Annotated in this window: 10 protein-coding genes and 4 tRNA genes; 5 read left to right on the top strand and 9 right to left on the bottom strand. The window is 58.4% G+C overall.

Features of this window, described 5'->3' with window-relative positions:
• Window positions 1–133: 133 nt before the first annotated feature.
• The 4 genes from ACTZWX_RS00920 to ACTZWX_RS00905 all read right to left on the bottom strand — a co-directional run bounded on the left by ACTZWX_RS00920 (window position 134) and on the right by ACTZWX_RS00905 (window position 632).
• Window positions 134–218 (bottom strand) — tRNA-Leu (locus tag ACTZWX_RS00920).
• Between the two features lie 68 nt (window positions 219–286).
• Window positions 287–362, bottom strand: a tRNA-His gene (locus ACTZWX_RS00915).
• Between the two features lie 84 nt (window positions 363–446).
• A tRNA-Arg gene (locus tag ACTZWX_RS00910) sits at window positions 447–523 on the bottom strand.
• Between the two features lie 32 nt (window positions 524–555).
• Window positions 556–632, bottom strand: a tRNA-Pro gene (locus tag ACTZWX_RS00905).
• A gap of 247 nt (window positions 633–879) precedes the next feature.
• Between ACTZWX_RS00905 and folD the strand changes: the two genes are divergently transcribed.
• Complete coding sequence (gene folD / locus ACTZWX_RS00900; RefSeq protein WP_342632296.1) at window positions 880–1,755, top strand: bifunctional methylenetetrahydrofolate dehydrogenase/methenyltetrahydrofolate cyclohydrolase FolD; 876 nt, start codon at window positions 880–882, stop codon at window positions 1,753–1,755.
• A 394-nt stretch (window positions 1,756–2,149) separates the two neighbouring features.
• Here folD and ACTZWX_RS00895 read toward each other — a convergent pair whose 3' ends face one another.
• The 3 genes from ACTZWX_RS00895 to ACTZWX_RS00885 all read right to left on the bottom strand — a co-directional run bounded on the left by ACTZWX_RS00895 (window position 2,150) and on the right by ACTZWX_RS00885 (window position 7,546).
• Entirely contained in the window at window positions 2,150–4,330 is a 2,181-nt protein-coding gene (locus ACTZWX_RS00895; RefSeq protein WP_444712353.1) for a malate synthase G, read from the bottom strand.
• Between the two features lie 151 nt (window positions 4,331–4,481).
• Window positions 4,482–5,867, bottom strand: a complete 1,386-nt coding sequence (gene cysS / locus ACTZWX_RS00890; protein ID WP_444712352.1) for a cysteine--tRNA ligase — start codon at window positions 5,865–5,867, stop codon at window positions 4,482–4,484.
• Window positions 5,867–7,546 (bottom strand): glutamine--tRNA ligase/YqeY domain fusion protein, encoded by a 1,680-nt coding sequence (locus tag ACTZWX_RS00885; RefSeq protein WP_444712351.1) that lies wholly within the window; start codon window positions 7,544–7,546, stop codon window positions 5,867–5,869. The genes cysS and ACTZWX_RS00885 overlap by 1 nt, the downstream gene beginning before the upstream one ends.
• A 160-nt stretch (window positions 7,547–7,706) precedes the next feature.
• Here ACTZWX_RS00885 and ACTZWX_RS00880 point away from each other — a divergent pair, with 160 nt between their 5' ends.
• Entirely contained in the window at window positions 7,707–8,207 is a 501-nt protein-coding gene (locus tag ACTZWX_RS00880; RefSeq protein WP_072677569.1) for a peptidylprolyl isomerase, read from the top strand.
• Window positions 8,204–8,935: a UDP-2,3-diacylglucosamine diphosphatase gene (lpxH, locus tag ACTZWX_RS00875; protein WP_444712350.1), complete on the top strand. Its 732-nt coding sequence runs from the start codon at window positions 8,204–8,206 to the stop codon at window positions 8,933–8,935. Before ACTZWX_RS00880 ends, lpxH begins: the two co-directional genes overlap by 4 nt.
• A 29-nt stretch (window positions 8,936–8,964) precedes the next feature.
• On the opposite strand, the gene ACTZWX_RS00870 is transcribed toward lpxH, so the two are convergent.
• Window positions 8,965–11,298, bottom strand: coding sequence for a PQQ-dependent sugar dehydrogenase (locus ACTZWX_RS00870; protein WP_444712349.1), 2,334 nt, complete (start codon window positions 11,296–11,298; stop codon window positions 8,965–8,967).
• Window positions 11,299–11,539: 241 nt separating this feature from the next.
• On the opposite strand from ACTZWX_RS00870, the gene ACTZWX_RS00865 reads away from it, so the two are divergent.
• On the top strand, window positions 11,540–13,327 hold the full coding sequence (locus tag ACTZWX_RS00865; RefSeq protein ID WP_444712348.1) for an LTA synthase family protein: 1,788 nt from the start codon (window positions 11,540–11,542) through the stop codon (window positions 13,325–13,327).
• Window position 13,328: 1 nt separating this feature from the next.
• Complete coding sequence (locus tag ACTZWX_RS00860) at window positions 13,329–15,134, top strand: glycerophosphodiester phosphodiesterase (RefSeq protein ID WP_444712347.1); 1,806 nt, start codon at window positions 13,329–13,331, stop codon at window positions 15,132–15,134.
• Window positions 15,135–15,158: 24 nt separating this feature from the next.
• On the opposite strand, the gene ACTZWX_RS00855 is transcribed toward ACTZWX_RS00860, so the two are convergent.
• Window positions 15,159–15,929, bottom strand: coding sequence for a ferredoxin--NADP reductase (locus ACTZWX_RS00855; protein ID WP_444712346.1), 771 nt, complete (start codon window positions 15,927–15,929; stop codon window positions 15,159–15,161).
• Window positions 15,930–15,942 lie beyond the last annotated feature (13 nt).

The raw sequence follows: 15,942 nt of genomic DNA, 5'->3' as shown, positions 1-15,942 counted from the left end.
CAAAATTAAAAGCCGGTAGTTTATCACGGTTTACCCCACCGAGAGAATCACCCGGCAAGGCTGAATATCGCTTTGAGACCAGCGCCACAACCGACATAGACAAAAACGGGGGCATTACCGAAAAAAGAAAGGGTGGTGCGAGAGGAGAGACTCGAACTCTCACGGGTTGCCCCGCTGGAACCTAAATCCAGTGCGTCTACCAATTCCGCCACTCTCGCGTATCTGGCACTGTACCGAAACGACCAAACGCCGTACAGACAGGCAGAAAAACAAACAAGGGGAAAAGTGGGGTGGACGAAGGGGTTCGAACCCTCGACCGCAGGAGTCACAATCCTGAGCTCTACCAACTGAGCTACGTCCACCACATCAGGGAGGTGCCTTTGGCACTCACTGCTACTTGCTTCAACTTTGCTGGTTTGGCGATCCGGTCCGGACTCACGGCTTGATGGCGCGCCCGGCAGGACTCGAACCTGCGACCATCCGCTTAGAAGGCGGATGCTCTATCCAGCTGAGCTACGGGCGCTTGACCGTTCGCCCACCTGAATATCCAGAAAATGGTCGGGGTAGAGAGATTCGAACTCCCGACATCCTGCTCCCAAAGCAGGCGCGCTACCAGACTGCGCTATACCCCGTTTCGACTGAACAACAAGTGCCTCAGCAAAGTTGGCGCGCATATTACCGGCGGCTGAGGCATCCGTCAACAACGATTTCAAAAATCATAGAGATAACGTTGCCTAAGAAGACCCGGGCGGGCACAAAAAGTTCCCCAAGGAGCTTTGCCTGAGTCCCTGTTCAGCGCATTGGCGTAGATGCCGAAGCATGAGACAATGACGGCCCTCCACTTCTTCACTATTCATGCCCAACCGACAAGACGGAAACATGAGCGCCAAACTGATTAACGGAAAAGAGATCGCTGCCCGGGTTCGACAACAGGTTGCTGCGGGCGTACAGGCCCGGAAAGACAAAGGGCTGCGAGCACCCGGCCTGGCAGTGGTTCTGGTGGGCAACGACCCCGCCTCCCACGTGTATGTAGGCAATAAACGCAAAGCCTGCGATGAAGCGGGCATTCTGTCGCTGTCCTATGACCTGCCCGAAGACACCTCTCAGGAAGCTTTGGAAGGGCTGATTGATGAGTTGAACGAAAACCCCGCCGTAGATGGCATCCTGGTTCAGCTCCCCCTGCCCTCACACCTGGACGCCGACCCGATTCTGGTAAAGATTCGCCCGGATAAAGACGTGGACGGGTTTCACCCCTACAACATCGGCCGCCTGATGCAGCGCAAGCCCTGCCTGCGCCCTTGTACGCCGGCCGGCGTGATCACCCTGCTCGACTCCATAGGCACACCCTACAAAGGTCAGCACGCGGTGATTGTGGGCGCCTCAAACATCGTGGGTCGCCCCATGAGCATGGAATTACTGCTGAAAGGCGCCACCACCACCGTATGCCACCGATTCACAGGCAATCTGGAGAAGTTTGTGGGTGAGGCAGACATCCTGATTGCCGCAGTCGGCAAGCCCGGCATTATCAAAGGCGAGTGGGTAAAACCCGGCGCCACGGTGATTGATGTAGGCATCAACCGCATGGACGACGGCAAACTCTGCGGCGACGTAGACTTCGCCGCAGCCGCCGACCGCGCCGCCTACATCACCCCGGTACCCGGCGGCGTCGGCCCCATGACCATCGCCACCCTGCTGGAGAACACCCTTTACGCTGCGGATGTGCTTCACAAGGGTCAGTCCCCGAACGGGGACTGACCCCCTTTTGCCCGCCCCTGCCCCACAGCTCGAGCCCATGAATCTAAAAAGGGTCAGTCCCCATGCGGGGACAGACCCCAGCCACAGCTCGAGCCCATGGATCTAAAAAGGGTCAGTCCCCATTCGGGGACAGACCCCAGCCACAGCTCGAGCCCATGGATCTAAATAGGGTCAGTCCCCATTCGGGGACAGACCCCAATGCCAAAGCTCGAGCCCTTGGGTCCAAGATGGGCCAGACTCCCAAGGGTCTGTCCCCAAAGGGGACTGACCCCCTTTTACCTGCCCCCACCCTCAAGCTCGAGCCCATGGGTCCAAGATGGGTCAGTCCCCATGCGGGGACAGACCCCTGACCAAAAAAACCCGCCGAAGCGGGTTTTTTTGAACACGGAGCAGATTATTGCCCGTACTTGGCCTTAGCCTTCTGGCGGTAGGCGTGCAGAAGCGGCTCAGTGTAACCAGCCGGCTGCTCGCGGCCTTTCAGAACCAGATCCACAGCTGCCTGGAAGGCGATGCTGTCATCGAAGTTCGGGGCCATGTTGCGATACGCGGCATCGCCGGCATTCTGCTTGTCTACTACGGCAGCCATACGCTTCATGGTTTCCATGATCTGCTCTTCAGAGCAGATACCGTGGTACAGCCAATTGCACAGCAACTGTGAGGAGATACGCAGGGTCGCGCGGTCTTCCATCAGGCCCACATCGTTGATATCCGGTACCTTGGAACAGCCCACGCCCTGGTCGATCCAGCGCACAACGTAGCCAAGGATACCCTGGGCATTGTTGTCCAGTTCCTGCTGGATGTCTTCCGCGCTCAGGGAAGACGGATCGTCCATCACCGGAACCGTCAGGATGTCGTCCAGAGATGCACGCTGACGGTTGGCCAGCTCTTTCTGCACATCAAACACGTTTACCTGATGATAGTGGGTAGCATGCAGGGTAGCGGCTGTCGGCGACGGAACCCAGGCGGTGTTGGCGCCAGACTTCGGATGGCCGATCTTGGCTTCCAGCATGCCGGCCATCAGGTCAGGCATGGCCCACATACCTTTACCGATCTGGGCAACACCAGACAGACCTGCTTCCAGGCCAATGTCGACGTTCCACTGCTCGTAGGCGTTGATCCAGGTAGCCAGCTTCATGGGGCCCTTACGGATGAACGGACCCAACTCCATGGAGGTGTGAATCTCGTCACCGGTGCGGTCCAGGAAGCCGGTGTTAATGAACACGGTGCGATCTTTGGCAGCGTGGATACAGGCTTTCAGGTTCACCGTAGTGCGACGCTCTTCATCCATGATACCCACCTTCAGGGTAAAGCGTGGCAGGCCGAGAGCATCTTCAACGCGGCCGAAGAATTCGTTGGTGAACGCCACCTCTTCCGGACCGTGCTGTTTGGGCTTAACAATGTAAACAGAGCCCTTGGTGCTGTTCTGGAACTTGCCATCAGCCTTCAGATCGTGAATGGCGATCAGGGAAGTGACCAGACCGTCCATCAGGCCTTCCGGAATTTCGCTGCCGTCTTTCAGCAGGATGGCCGGGTTGGTCATCAGGTGGCCAACATTACGAACGAACAGCAGGCTGCGACCCTTCAGGGTCAGTTCGCTGCCATCAGCTCCGGTGTAGGTGCGGTCGCCGTTCATGCGGCGAGTCATCATCTGGCCGCCCTTCTCGAAGGACTCTTCCAGGTCACCTTTCATCAGGCCGAGCCAGTTCTTGTAGGCTACTACCTTGTCGTCTGCGTCTACCGCTGCAACGGAGTCTTCACAGTCCATGATGGTGGTCAGGGCCGATTCCATCAGCACGTCTTTGACGTTGGCACCGTCGTCTTTGCCGATCGGATGGCTGGCATCGATCTGGATTTCGAAGTGCATGCCATTCTTCACCAGCAGAACGCCAGTGGGGGCATCAGCAGCACCGGTGTAACCAACAAAGCCGGACTCGTCTTTCAGGCCGGTGACTTCACCATTCTGCAGTTTCACCGCCAGCTTGCCGCCGTCGATGTAGTATTTGGCGGCATCCTTGTGGCTGCCGGCCACCAGGGGCGCAGAGCCATCCAGCAGGTTGCGGGCCCACTCGATAACCTTGGCACCACGAACCGGGTTGTAACCGCGGCCTTTCTCAGCACCATCTTCCTCAGAAATAGCATCGGTGCCGTAGAGGGCATCGTACAGGCTACCCCAGCGCGCATTGGCAGCGTTCAGGGCGAAACGGGCATTCATCACCGGCACAACCAGCTGCGGGCCGGCCATGGTGGCGATTTCCGGATCTACATTGGCAGTAGAGATTTTGAAATCGGCGGGCTCATCGACCAGGTAACCGATCTCTTTCAGGAACGCCTTGTACTCGGCCATGTCCAGCTTCTGGCCCTTGTGGTCACGGTTCCAGGCATCCATCTTTTCCTGAAGGGCATCACGCTTGGCCAGCAATTCGCGGTTGCGCGGAGCCAGTTCGTTCACAATCTTGTCAAACTCGGCCCAGAATTTGTCAGCGTCAACACCGGTGCCCGGGATCGCTTCGTTATTTACGAAATCGTACAGATTCTTGGCGATCTGGATGCCGCCAACTTGAACGCGTTCTGTCATCGTTGCTTGCCTCAATGGGTTTGTAGTTCCCGACTCCCCTTCTAGCGCCACGGGCGCGGGGCATTCTGATTTGAGCGCCGCATTGTACGTGAAATTCCCTACAAGGTCATTCCCATACAGCACAATGCGGCTGTAGGTGTAATGGTGCGAGTCAGGCCCGGCGCCAGGTGGTGCCTTCGCGACTGTCGTCCAGAATAATACCCTTTTTGAGAAGCTCATCCCGGATACGATCGGCCCCAGCAAAATCTTTGGCTTTGCGGGCATCGGCGCGGGCCTGAATCATGGCCTCAATATCTTCAGCCGTCAGCTCACTACCGGTATCGGCCTGAAAGAAAGCTTCCGGGTCTTGCTGAAGCAGCCCCAGCACGCCACCCAGACGAACCAGTATGGCTGCGCTGCGTTTGGCCTGCTCTTCATCGCCTTCACGGCGGTGATGATTGATGTCGTTGGCCACGGCATGCAAAACCGCGATGGCACCGGCGGTATTGAAATCGTCGTCCATCACTTCGGCGAACCGGCGATCGTGGTCGGTTTCCGGCACATCACTATCCTTGGCCGGAGTAATGCCACGCAGGGCGTGATACAGCTTGGTCAGTGTGCGCCCTGCCTCAGCAAGGCTTTCCTCGGAATAGTCTACCTGGCTACGGTAATGGCTGGAGACCAGGAAGTAGCGCACCACTTCCGCCGGATACTTTTCCAGGATTTCCCGGATGGTAAAGAAGTTGCCCAAAGACTTGGACATTTTTTCTTTATTCACCCGAATGGCGCCGGCGTGCATCCAGGTATGGACGAACTTGTGGCCAGTGGCGCACTCTGACTGGGCAATTTCGTTCTCATGGTGCGGGAACAGCAGGTCTGGCCCGCCACCGTGGATATCGAAGGTGTCGCCCAGGCACTTGGTGGACATGGCCGAGCACTCGATATGCCAGCCCGGCCGGCCATCACCCCAGGGAGACTGCCAGCTCACTTCGCCAGGCTTGGCGGCCTTCCACAAGGCAAAATCCGCAGGACTACGCTTGGCTTCCTGTACATCCACCCGGGCACCGGCCACCAGGTCTTCGAGTTTTTTCTTGCTCAGCTTGCCGTAGTCCGGGAAGGAATCCACCGCGAAATACACGTCACCGTTATCAGCCGCGTAAGCATGGTTGCCCGCAATCAGCGTCTGGATCATCGCAATGATGTCATCAATGTAGGCGGTAGCCCGCGGCTCATCGCTCGGAGCCAGCACGCCCAGGCGTGCTTCATCTTCGTGCATGGCGTGAATCATGCGATCGGTCAGGTCGGTGTAGACCTCGCCGTTTTCATCCGCCCGGCGCAGGATCTTGTCGTCGATGTCGGTGACATTGCGCACATAAGTCACGTCATAGCCACGGTGGCGCAGGTAACGGGTAACCACATCGAAGGCAACCAAGACCCGAGCGTGGCCCAGGTGGCAGTAATCGTAGACCGTCATGCCACACACGTACATGCGTACCTTGCCCGGCTCGATGGTCTTGAACGCTTCCTTCTGCTGCGTCAGCGTATTGTAGATACGCATTACTTGCCTCCCTTGCCCCAGGAATCCCGAAGTGTAACGGTCCGGTTGAACACCGGCTTGCCGGCCTTGGCTGTCAGCTCCTGATCACAGAAGAAATAGCCCTCGCGCTCGAACTGATACGGTAAATCGTTCCTTGGCTCGGCCAGGCTTTTCTCAACCCGCGCACCCTTCAGCACCACCAGGGACTCCGGGTTCAGGTGATCCAGGAAGTCACCTTCCTTGTCACTGTCCGGGCTTTCGTGGTTGAACAGACGGTCATACAGGTTGATGTCGGTCTCGACGCTGTCATTGGCCGATACCCAGTGGATCACGCCGTTAGGCTTGTAACCTTCCGGGTTCACACCCAAGGTGTTCGGGTCGTACTCGCATTTGAGTTCCACGATCTCACCGCTGGCATCGCGCACCACCTCTTTACAGGTCATCACGTAACCGCCGCGCAGACGCACCGCCTGCTCCGGCGCCAGCCGTTTCCACTTACGCGGAGGCTCCACCTCGAAGTCTTCCCGGTCGATGTACAGGGTGTGACTCCAGGTGACGTCCCGCTCGCCCATCTCCGGCTTCTGAGGGTGCACTGGCAAGGTCAGGGTTTCGATCTGATCAGCCGGGTAGTTGGTGAGAGTCACTTTTAGCGGGCGCATGACGCACATGGCGCGAGGTGCACGGTCGTTCAGGTCTTCCCGGATGGCATACTCCAGCATGCCCACATCCACGGTACCACCAGCTTTGTTAACACCGATCATGTCGCAGAAGCTGCGAATGGATTCCGGTGTGTAACCACGGCGGCGCATGCCGGAAATGGTCGGCATGCGCGGATCGTTCCATCCGTCTACCACATGCTCGTCCACCAGGCGCTTCAGCTTGCGTTTGCTGGTGATGGTGTAATTCAGGTTCAGCCGCGCAAACTCAATCTGGCGCGGATGGCACGGAACGGTGATGTTATCCAGCACCCAGTCATACAGGGGCCGGTGGTCTTCGAATTCGAGCGTACACAGGGAGTGAGTAATCCCCTCCAAGGCATCAGAAATCGGGTGGGTGAAGTCGTACATCGGGTAGATGCACCACTTGCTTCCGGTCTGGTGATGGTCGGCGTAGCGAATGCGGTAAAGAATCGGGTCCCGCAGGTTGATGTTCGGGGAGGCCATATCGATCTTGGCCCGCAACACCAACTCGCCGTTCTGGAACTTACCGTCGCGCATGTCACGGAACAACCGCAGGCTTTCTTCCACCGGGCGGTCCCGGTATGGGCTGTTCTTGCCGGGCTCCTTCAGGGAACCACGGTATTCAGCCATCTGCTCAGCATTCAGTGCACACACATAGGCCTTGCCTTTTTCGATCAACTCCTCGGCAAAGGCGTACAGCTGGTCAAAGTAATCTGAGGCGTAACGTACGTCGTCCGCCCACTCGTAGCCCAGCCACTCGACGTCCTGCTTGATGGCATCGATGTATTCCTGACTTTCCTTTTCCGGGTTGGTGTCGTCAAAGCGAAGGTTACACTCGCCACCGAAGGTTTGCGCAATACCAAAGTTCAAGCAGATCGACTTGGCGTGACCAACGTGCAGATAGCCGTTGGGCTCCGGGGGAAAACGGGTAACGACCTTGCCAGTGTGCTCACCCTTGGCGATGGCGTCTTCGATCAGGCTCTGAATAAAATTGTGGGCTTTCTTCGACTCGGCGCTCATACAATCTCTGTCAACAGGGAATGGATCCGGGGAGCACGGTGCAGGCTCCCTTAAACCGCCTATTATACTCACAAATCGTTGCCGGACTCATGCACAGGACGAAACTCTTGAGTACAATGCAACCTTCAGACCCACAACCCCTATTTAACAGGACGACCTGATGATTCTGCTGCAGACCAACCACGGTGATATCAAACTGGAACTGGACTACGAAAAAGCCCCGGAAACCGCAAAGAACTTTGAGCAGTATGTTCGCGACGGTTTTTACGATGGCCTGATCTTTCACCGGGTAATCAGCAACTTCATGGTTCAGGGCGGCGGCTTTGAGCCAGGCATGACCCCGCGCAAAACCCGTGAGCCCATCCAGAACGAAGCCGACAACGGCCTTAGCAACATGGTCGGCACCATTGCCATGGCCCGCACCATGGACCCGCACTCAGCTACGGCCCAGTTCTTCATCAACGTGGAGAACAACGGATTCCTGGACCACACCGCCAAGAATGCCGAGGGCTGGGGCTACTGTGTGTTCGGCAAAGTGGTTGACGGCATGGAGACCGTGAACAACATCCGCGCCGTTCGCACCACCATGCGCGCCGGCCATCAGGACGTGCCATTTGAGGACGTCATCATCGAAAAGGCTGAGGTTCTGGAGGACGCGTGACCACGCTGTTTATCTCGGATCTGCACCTTGAGGAGTCGCGCCCGGATATTACGGACGCGTTCCTGACGTTTCTGCGAGAGAAGGCAGCAGGGGTTGAGCAGCTCTACATTCTGGGCGATTTTTTTGAGGCCTGGATTGGTGACGACGAGCGCACACCGCTTCAGGAGCAGATTGCCGCCGCCCTGAAGCAACTCAGTGACAGCGGGACGGCCATCTTCCTGATGCATGGCAACCGGGACTTCCTGATCGGCGAAGACTTCTGCCACCGGGCCGGCGCCACCCTGCTGGACGACCCGACGGTGATCGACCTGTATGGAACGCCTACTCTGCTCCTGCACGGCGACAGCCTGTGCACGGCCGATGTGGAATACCAGAAATTCCGCACCAACATGCGCAACCCGCAACTGCAGAAGATGATGCTGGCTCGCCCCCTGGAGGACCGCCAGCAAATGGCAAAGCAATTACGGGCGCTGTCGATGGCCAAGAACCAGGGCAAGGCGGAAGACATCATGGATGTGACGCCAGAGGAAGTGGTCAAAGAGCTTGAAGCCCACGGCGTTCAGTTGATGATTCATGGCCACACCCATCGCCCGGCAGTGCACGAGCTGGAAGCCAACGGCAAACCAGCACGCCGTATTGTGCTCGGTGACTGGCATAGCCACCTTTGGTGGCTGGAAGTACAGCCCGGCAAGGAAGCTGAGCTGAAAAAGCAGCCCCTGCAGCCTTGACGCCGCGGGGGTAGCCCCTTCCTCCGGCCTTATCCGGCGGTGGGCTCGCGATAGGTTTCCAGACGGCGCAGCCAACCCGGCAACCAGCGTTCCCGCTCTATGGCCTGCTCTGCCAGCTCGGCGCGCCGGGTAAGCACCCGGCCCGCAGCCTCCCGAAAGCGATTCAGCGGGCGAAGCCCCGGGCTCGTATCCATAGCCTGCAAGACCTGCAACAACCCCCAACCTTCGCCCTCATAGCGCTCCGTTTCTGAAAGCCCTTCGCCCTTGAAGTTGACGTAGTCCATCAACGCGTAGACACCACCGGGCGTTTGCCCAAGCTGCCACAAGCGCTCCCGAATAACCGACCGCTGCGCTTCGGGCGCGGCATTAACCACGGTTTCCAGGGAGCGGGCGGCGCGCTCCTGAATAAAGCGCACCTGATAACCGCGGGTTTCATACAGGAGTGCCCGCAGCGCATTTACCTCATCGGTTGCACTCGAACTACTGAGAAAACCGGCACGGTCTGGCCAAGGCGCACCCTGGGTGCGGGCGTCTTCCAGCCAGCCGGGAAGCTGCACACCGCGATCAACCATAAAGTCCAGAAGCGCCGGGAAACTCTCGGTAAAACGTCCGCTTTCGCCCTCCGGATACCAGATAAAGTGGCCAATCCCCAACGAAGGAAACGCTTCGCCCTCATTCCAGTGCACCAGGCATTCATGCCGCCCGGCACATTCGTTTCGGAAAATCCGCTCTCCAACCCAAGCCAGCTCTTCGGCCGTCAACGTCATGGCCTGTGCCTGCTCCGGCACCTGGCCAGACACTCTCAGCAACCGCCCATCGGCTGAGTCGGTCAAGAGATACAGTGCGCCGTCGGGCCCTTGCCGCACATCGCGGATACGCTCACCAAGCTCAGAAAACAGGCGCTCGCTTTCAACAACCCGACCCTCCCGGAGAACAATCCGATGCACACTCTCATTGGCCAGGGCGCCGACAAACAGGTTGCCCTGCCAGTGGGGGAACTGGTGGCCGTCATACAATGCCAGGCCCGAAGGTGCGATGGACGGCGTCCATGACCACAGGGGTTGCTCGGTACCGTCGTATCGTTTGAATGGCGTTACCATGGCACCGGTATAGTCACGGCCATCGGTGGCCAACGGCCAGCCGTAATTACGCCCGGCCTGGATCAGGTTGATCTCGTCACCGCCACGGGGGCCGTGTTCGTGTGCGATGACCCGGTCGTTACCGGCATCGTAGACCAGCCCCTGAACATTTCGATGCCCCAGGCTGAAGATCTCCGGCAGAGCGCCGTCCACCCGTACGAACGGATTATCCGCCGGAATGGAACCGTCCGGGTTTAACCGCACGATGGTGCCCAGATGGCTGGACAGTTTCTGTGCTTCTTCCCGAAAATCGAAGCCATCCCCCAGGGTTACCAACAAGGTGCCGTCGGCCAGCCAGGCCATGCGCCCACCGTAATGAGCATCACCATATTTACCCGGCCTGGCCCTGAAGATTTCCCGCACTTGCAGCAGTTCGCTTCCGACAAGCTGGCCACGGGCGACGCACAGATGGTTTTCCCGAACCGTGCCACAGGCATAGGCGAGGAACACACCACGACGGCGATCATCCCCCGCCCTGCCATCAAACCCGGGCTCGAGTACCACATCAAACAATCCGGCCTGGCCCGAAGCGAATACGTCAGGGACACCCGACACCTGCACCTGATGCCCATCCGGCGATACCTTTTTCAGTTCTCCACCGCGCTCGGTCACCAGAAAATCACCCCCTGGCAGGAACGCCAGCGACCACGGGTGATCAAGTCCTTCAGCGACCACGTCTATCCGATAATCGGCCGCCTCCTGGGCCAATGCCGGCTCCGGAACGCCCACGCCGGCCAACACCAGGAACGGTGCGATCAGGCCATGACGGGCCACGGTCATGGTCATCTTGCCTGTCAGTTGCGCAAACACCCATCCCGCTACTGCTGCGGTCCCCAGCATCGCCAACAGCCCGGGCAGGGTTCGGGTTGCCGCGATCAGTGTCGGCATGGGTGCCAACACGTCAACCAGCGCCAGCGTTGCCCACAATGCCAGGGCCCCGCCAAGGGCATACCAGAAATCCCGGTAGGGCCAGCCCAACAACCGGAGCAGTCCCGCAGTTATCAGGAAGCCCGGAACCAATGCCGCGGCCAGCAGCACCGCATAGACCGGCGCGAACCCAACCAGGTCCTGGCCCATGACAACGAGGCGATCCACCAGGCTGAACGAAGCCCCAAGGGCCGACAACGCCCCCAGGTTGAACTGGGTCTGCACCAGACTGCCGAGAAACGCGCCGCACACCACCGCGATGGCTCCCGCAATTACGATTTGGACACTTTTTTTCATTCCCCTGCGCTTCCCGTAGTGATGATTTTCTGACAAAGGCTCTGATAAAAAAGGAATTTTCAGAAACTTCCCGGCCATCCGATCCGTTACCTTAGCAAGCTCCAGCGGTTGAAGCACAAGCCTCTTGCCTCATACTGTTCATATAACGCAACTGACACGAGTGAACCCTATGATAGGGAACCGGGCTTCTCTTCCAGCGTGTTTCATACGCACTTTCTTCCTTGCCTGGATCTGGCTGGCAGTGATTCGCGGACTGCTGATCATTCAAAGCGGGGTACTCCCGAGCCTGCCCGGTACCCTGGGCGGCGACATTGCCGGGGCTTTTTTACTGGCCGTATTGCTGCATCTATCGGCTGGCGTTGTCCGCGCCCTGTTGATCGCCGCCCTGGGCGTCGCACTCTATGTGGCCGGCATGCACCTGACGGCCCATGGTACGCTTTTCCAGTTGGCCTCTGCCGGCAAGGGTATGGACAGCACATTTATTACCGGCAGCCTGCTTAACATCTATCTGATAACCCTCCCGGGCTACCTCACGTTGGCCTGGCTGTTGCACTGGCTGCACCGGAAATGGGTGCCAGCAACAGAACCTGCGCCCGTCCTGCTGCTCACTTCTGCCGTCCTGGTCACAGGCCTTTACACCCTGTCGTTTCCGAGCCTCACGACACCCGCTAATAACGTGGTGGCCAGCACTGTCGCCCAGGTTCCAGGTGCGTTGCTCAATCCTGTTGGCACGGCTATCGGTGATGAAGCCACTGAGCTCAGTGAGCAGCTGGACAGACGAACAAACTTTTTCCACCAACAAACCAATAACTTTCAGAATCCCGAGCCACCCAATGTTCTGTTAATCATGATCGAGGGGCTGTCCGGGGGCTACCTGCCGAAAGTCAGCCAATATCTTAACCTGCAACCGATTGTGTCTCTGAACACCCTCGAGGCCACTTTCGACGCCTTCGGCTTCAGGGTCTACAACAACGTACTGAGCATGGAGCGGCAGACGGATCGCGGCACCTTTGCCCTGGTATGCGGGCGCTATCCCGACCTACACCGGGCCTCGGAAAAGATGCTGGCCGTTGCGGAAGACAAAGCCAACCCCGACTGCCTTCCGGAGAAGCTGAAAGCTCAGGGTTACACCACGGCTTACTGGCAAGCTGCGCCGATCGAATACATGAAGAAAGACCAGTTCATGCCCCGGGCTGGCTATGAGAGCGTCACCGGTGCCGAAGCGTTCGCCCACGAACAAGAGCAGGAAGGCTGGGGGCCGCCAGACCCGATGTTCTTCCCGGACATTGCTGAACGCCTGGATGAACTGGATAGCCAACCCGGCCCCTGGTTTGTCACAACACTGAATGTCGGTACCCACCATCCGTTCAACATCGGAACAGAAGCCGAGCAGGAACTGGAAGCCGAGCAGGCCAAACAATCTCCTGATGAAGAAACAACGGGACTCCCTGCCGCCCAGGTGGCTCGCAAAAAGGCCATGGTGGTCATGGCCAACTCCCTCGAACGCTTTCTGACACAGCTTGAGCAGGAAAGACTTCTGGACAACACTCTGGTGATTGTCACATCCGATGAATCCGGCGGCTTTGTTCGCGACGACCACGAAACCCTCCCGCTGAACAGCAACCTCGGCGTGCTGGCCATACGCTCGCCGGGCCGGCCAGATCTAAGCGACTTCGCACCGGAAAACCGGATTGTTGCCCAGTTCGACATCCCGATGACCATTCTTGATGCTACGGGCCACGGCCACCTGGCCGGGAACATGCTTGGCCGAAGCCTGCTGTCTGAGCCGACGGAGCCTGCTCGCGACCTGATGCTGGCCGACACCTACACCGGCATGAAGTACTTTCTCCGGGAATCCGGCACCCTGCTCGCCTGTACCGAATTAACTACCCGCTGCAGCAACTGGGCGTTCGATCCAGACAGGCTGTTCGGAAGCCTGCAACCAACCGAGGACGAACCCTTCCTGTCCCTCGATGAGCGCCTGGCACTGCTGGAGAAAGCCACACAGCTGACCCCGGAAGGCGAATAACGTGCTACCCCTGCTCAAACACGGTCTGGCCCTGTTCCGGCACCATCATCGGTCATTGCTTGCGCTTTACCTGACCTTCACCGGCTTATCCATCGCTGTATTCACACCGTTGATTACTGCTGCGGTGTCTCTGCTCAGGCCACTGACCGGTGACGGGGCCATCACAACCGGTGGCCTGTTGGACTTTCTGGCATCGCCGGGCGGCGTGCTCTGGCTGCTGGTAACCCTGTTACTTGCAGCAATACTGATCGTCCTCCAACTGGCCGGGGTTACTTTGATCGCCGCCCAGACTGGCAATCACACATCAAGGGCAGCCATCCGTGCCTTGACGGGGATTGGCCGGCGCTTTCCGCAACTGGCTCTACTGGCCATCATTCAGACCCTGGCGCATTTGTTGATTGCCTTGCCATTTCTGGCGGCCATGGGCTTCGCCGCACATCTGTTGCTCAACAACTTCGACCCTTACCTGCTAAACCTTGAGCGGCCACCGATTCTCTGGTGGTTCCTTGGCTTTTGCCTGGTCATGCTGGGTGCCATTGTGGTGGCCAACGGCACCCTGTTTCTCCGCTGGATTCTTTCCATCCCGGCCCTGATGCTGGACCAACAAACACCAATGGCAGCCCTTCAACAGAGTGCTCGCGACACCTGCGGCACTCATCGCGAAACGGTCGGCCTCCTGTCGCTTGGTATTGTCGCGGTGCTGGCCATGCCGGCCGTGGCAGCGCTGGTGTTTGATTTGCTGGCGGCCAGTGTGTTCAGGGTTGTGCCAGCGAAAGCCAATATACTCTTGCCCGTGGTTATCCTGTTGGTGGGGAGCTACCTTCTCGTCAGTCTTGCGCTTACCTTCCTGGCCAGCTCGGCACTGGGCACCCTCATCGTCGCCCGCTACAAAGCCATACCCGGGCGCAAGCTGCAATGGCAGCAGACGTCTCCGGCCCGACAGGATGCCAAAACCGGGCGCCGGCTTTGGCTGCTCGAGGTCGTGATTATCGCGCTGGTACTGACCCAAAGCGTTCAAGTGGTCAACTCGCTGAACCAGCAAGACAAAGCGACGATAACGGCCCACCGTGGCAGCGCCTTCAAAGCTCCGGAAAATTCTCTCAGCGCCATACACCAGGCGATAGAGGACGGAGCCGACTACGTTGAAATTGATGTCCAACTGACCGCAGACGGCGTACCAGTGCTCTGGCACGACCAGGATATGACGAGGATATTCGGAAAGCCGGGACGGATTGGCGATGCCCGGTATGAAGACATCCGCCATCTGGATGCCGGCTCATGGTTTGATCATCGCTTTGCGCATGAACGCGTTGCGACACTGGAACAGGCAATCAAGGCGGTTCATGGCCGGGCCCGCCTGTTTGTTGACCTGAAGCCGAATCGTAATGAGAAGGCGCTGGCCACCGCCGTTGTTCAGACCCTGCAAAAGAACCATGCCGTGGAAGGGACCATCATTGCGGCAGCCGACTGGCCTACCCTGGAACTGGCAAAGGAACTGGAACCAGGGTTGAAAACCGCCTTGCTGGCACAGTTCGTGGTCGGGCCTTTGTGGCAGGACCGTTACGATATCCTGGCGCTGCGCCTGAATCGGGCTACCCCGGCAGCGGTCGCCAGGGCCCACAAGGCGGGCAATGAGCTGCATGTATGGACCGTCAATCAAGCATCCGATATGGCACGCTTTCTGGATATGGGCGTCGATAACATCATTACCGACCGCCCGGATGTGCTGACTGACCTGATGGCGGAGCGAGCGGCGCTCAGCGATGGTGAGCGCCTGGCACTGAAGATTCGCAACTGGCTGCGGTAGGCTGCCAGCAGGGCCTTAGCAGGTTTACTGCTCCACAAACGCCCGTTCAATAACGTAGTGACCCATATCGCCACCGCGGGCCTCGCGGAAGCCCATATGATTGAGAATGCTGCAGGTGTCCTTGAGCATGCTCGGGCTGCCGCAAATCATGAAGCGATCCTGCTCCACATCAAAATCCGGCAAACCGAGGTCGCGGGTGATCTTGCCACTTTCCATGGCGTCAGTCAGACGGCCCTGATTGCGGAAAGCCTCACGGGTGACCGTTGGATAGTACAGCAGTTTGCCATGCACCATGTCTCCGAAAAACTCGTTGTCCGGCAGGTCCTGGATATCTTGCTGGTACGCCAGTTCAGACACGTACCGTACGCCATGGGTCAGGATGACCTTGTCGTATGCCTCATACACTTCGGGGTCTTTGATGATACTCATGAACGGCGCAAGCCCGGTGCCAGTGCTGATCAGCCAGAGATTACGCCCGGGCAACAGGTTGTCCAGCACCAGAGTGCCGGTAGGCTTGCGACTGACCAGAATCTCATCTCCCACCTGGATCTTCTGCAGTCGTGACGTCAGAGGGCCGTCCGGCACTTTAATGGAGAAGAACTCCAGCTCTTCCTCATAGTTGGCGCTGGCGATACTGTAGGCCCGCATCAGCGGCTTGCCGTCTGTTTCCAGACCAATCATGACAAAGTGCCCGTTCTTGAAACGGAACCCCGGGTCCCGGCTGGTCTTGAAACTGAACAGAGTATCGTTCCAGTGGTGAACGCTGGTGACCGTTTCTTTCATCAGATTACTCATGGCAGCCTCGTTG

Source organism: Marinobacter sp. NSM (assembly GCF_052380025.1).
GTDB lineage: Bacteria > Pseudomonadota > Gammaproteobacteria > Pseudomonadales > Oleiphilaceae > Marinobacter.
Note: the sequence above shows the minus strand (reverse complement) of the source record. Positions and strands in the feature narration are given on the sequence as shown.

What these genes read in the sequence shown, in the direction of transcription:
- folD (WP_342632296.1), top strand. Translation starts at nt 880, where the DNA reads ATGAGCGCCAAACTGATTAACGGAAAAGAGATCGCTGCCCGGGTTCGA.
- ACTZWX_RS00895 (WP_444712353.1), bottom strand. Translation starts at nt 4,330, where the DNA reads ATGACAGAACGCGTTCAAGTTGGCGGCATCCAGATCGCCAAGAATCTG.
- cysS (WP_444712352.1), bottom strand. Translation starts at nt 5,867, where the DNA reads ATGCGTATCTACAATACGCTGACGCAGCAGAAGGAAGCGTTCAAGACC.
- ACTZWX_RS00885 (WP_444712351.1), bottom strand. Translation starts at nt 7,546, where the DNA reads ATGAGCGCCGAGTCGAAGAAAGCCCACAATTTTATTCAGAGCCTGATC.
- ACTZWX_RS00880 (WP_072677569.1), top strand. Translation starts at nt 7,707, where the DNA reads ATGATTCTGCTGCAGACCAACCACGGTGATATCAAACTGGAACTGGAC.
- ACTZWX_RS00870 (WP_444712349.1), bottom strand. Translation starts at nt 11,298, where the DNA reads ATGAAAAAAAGTGTCCAAATCGTAATTGCGGGAGCCATCGCGGTGGTG.
- ACTZWX_RS00855 (WP_444712346.1), bottom strand. Translation starts at nt 15,929, where the DNA reads ATGAGTAATCTGATGAAAGAAACGGTCACCAGCGTTCACCACTGGAAC.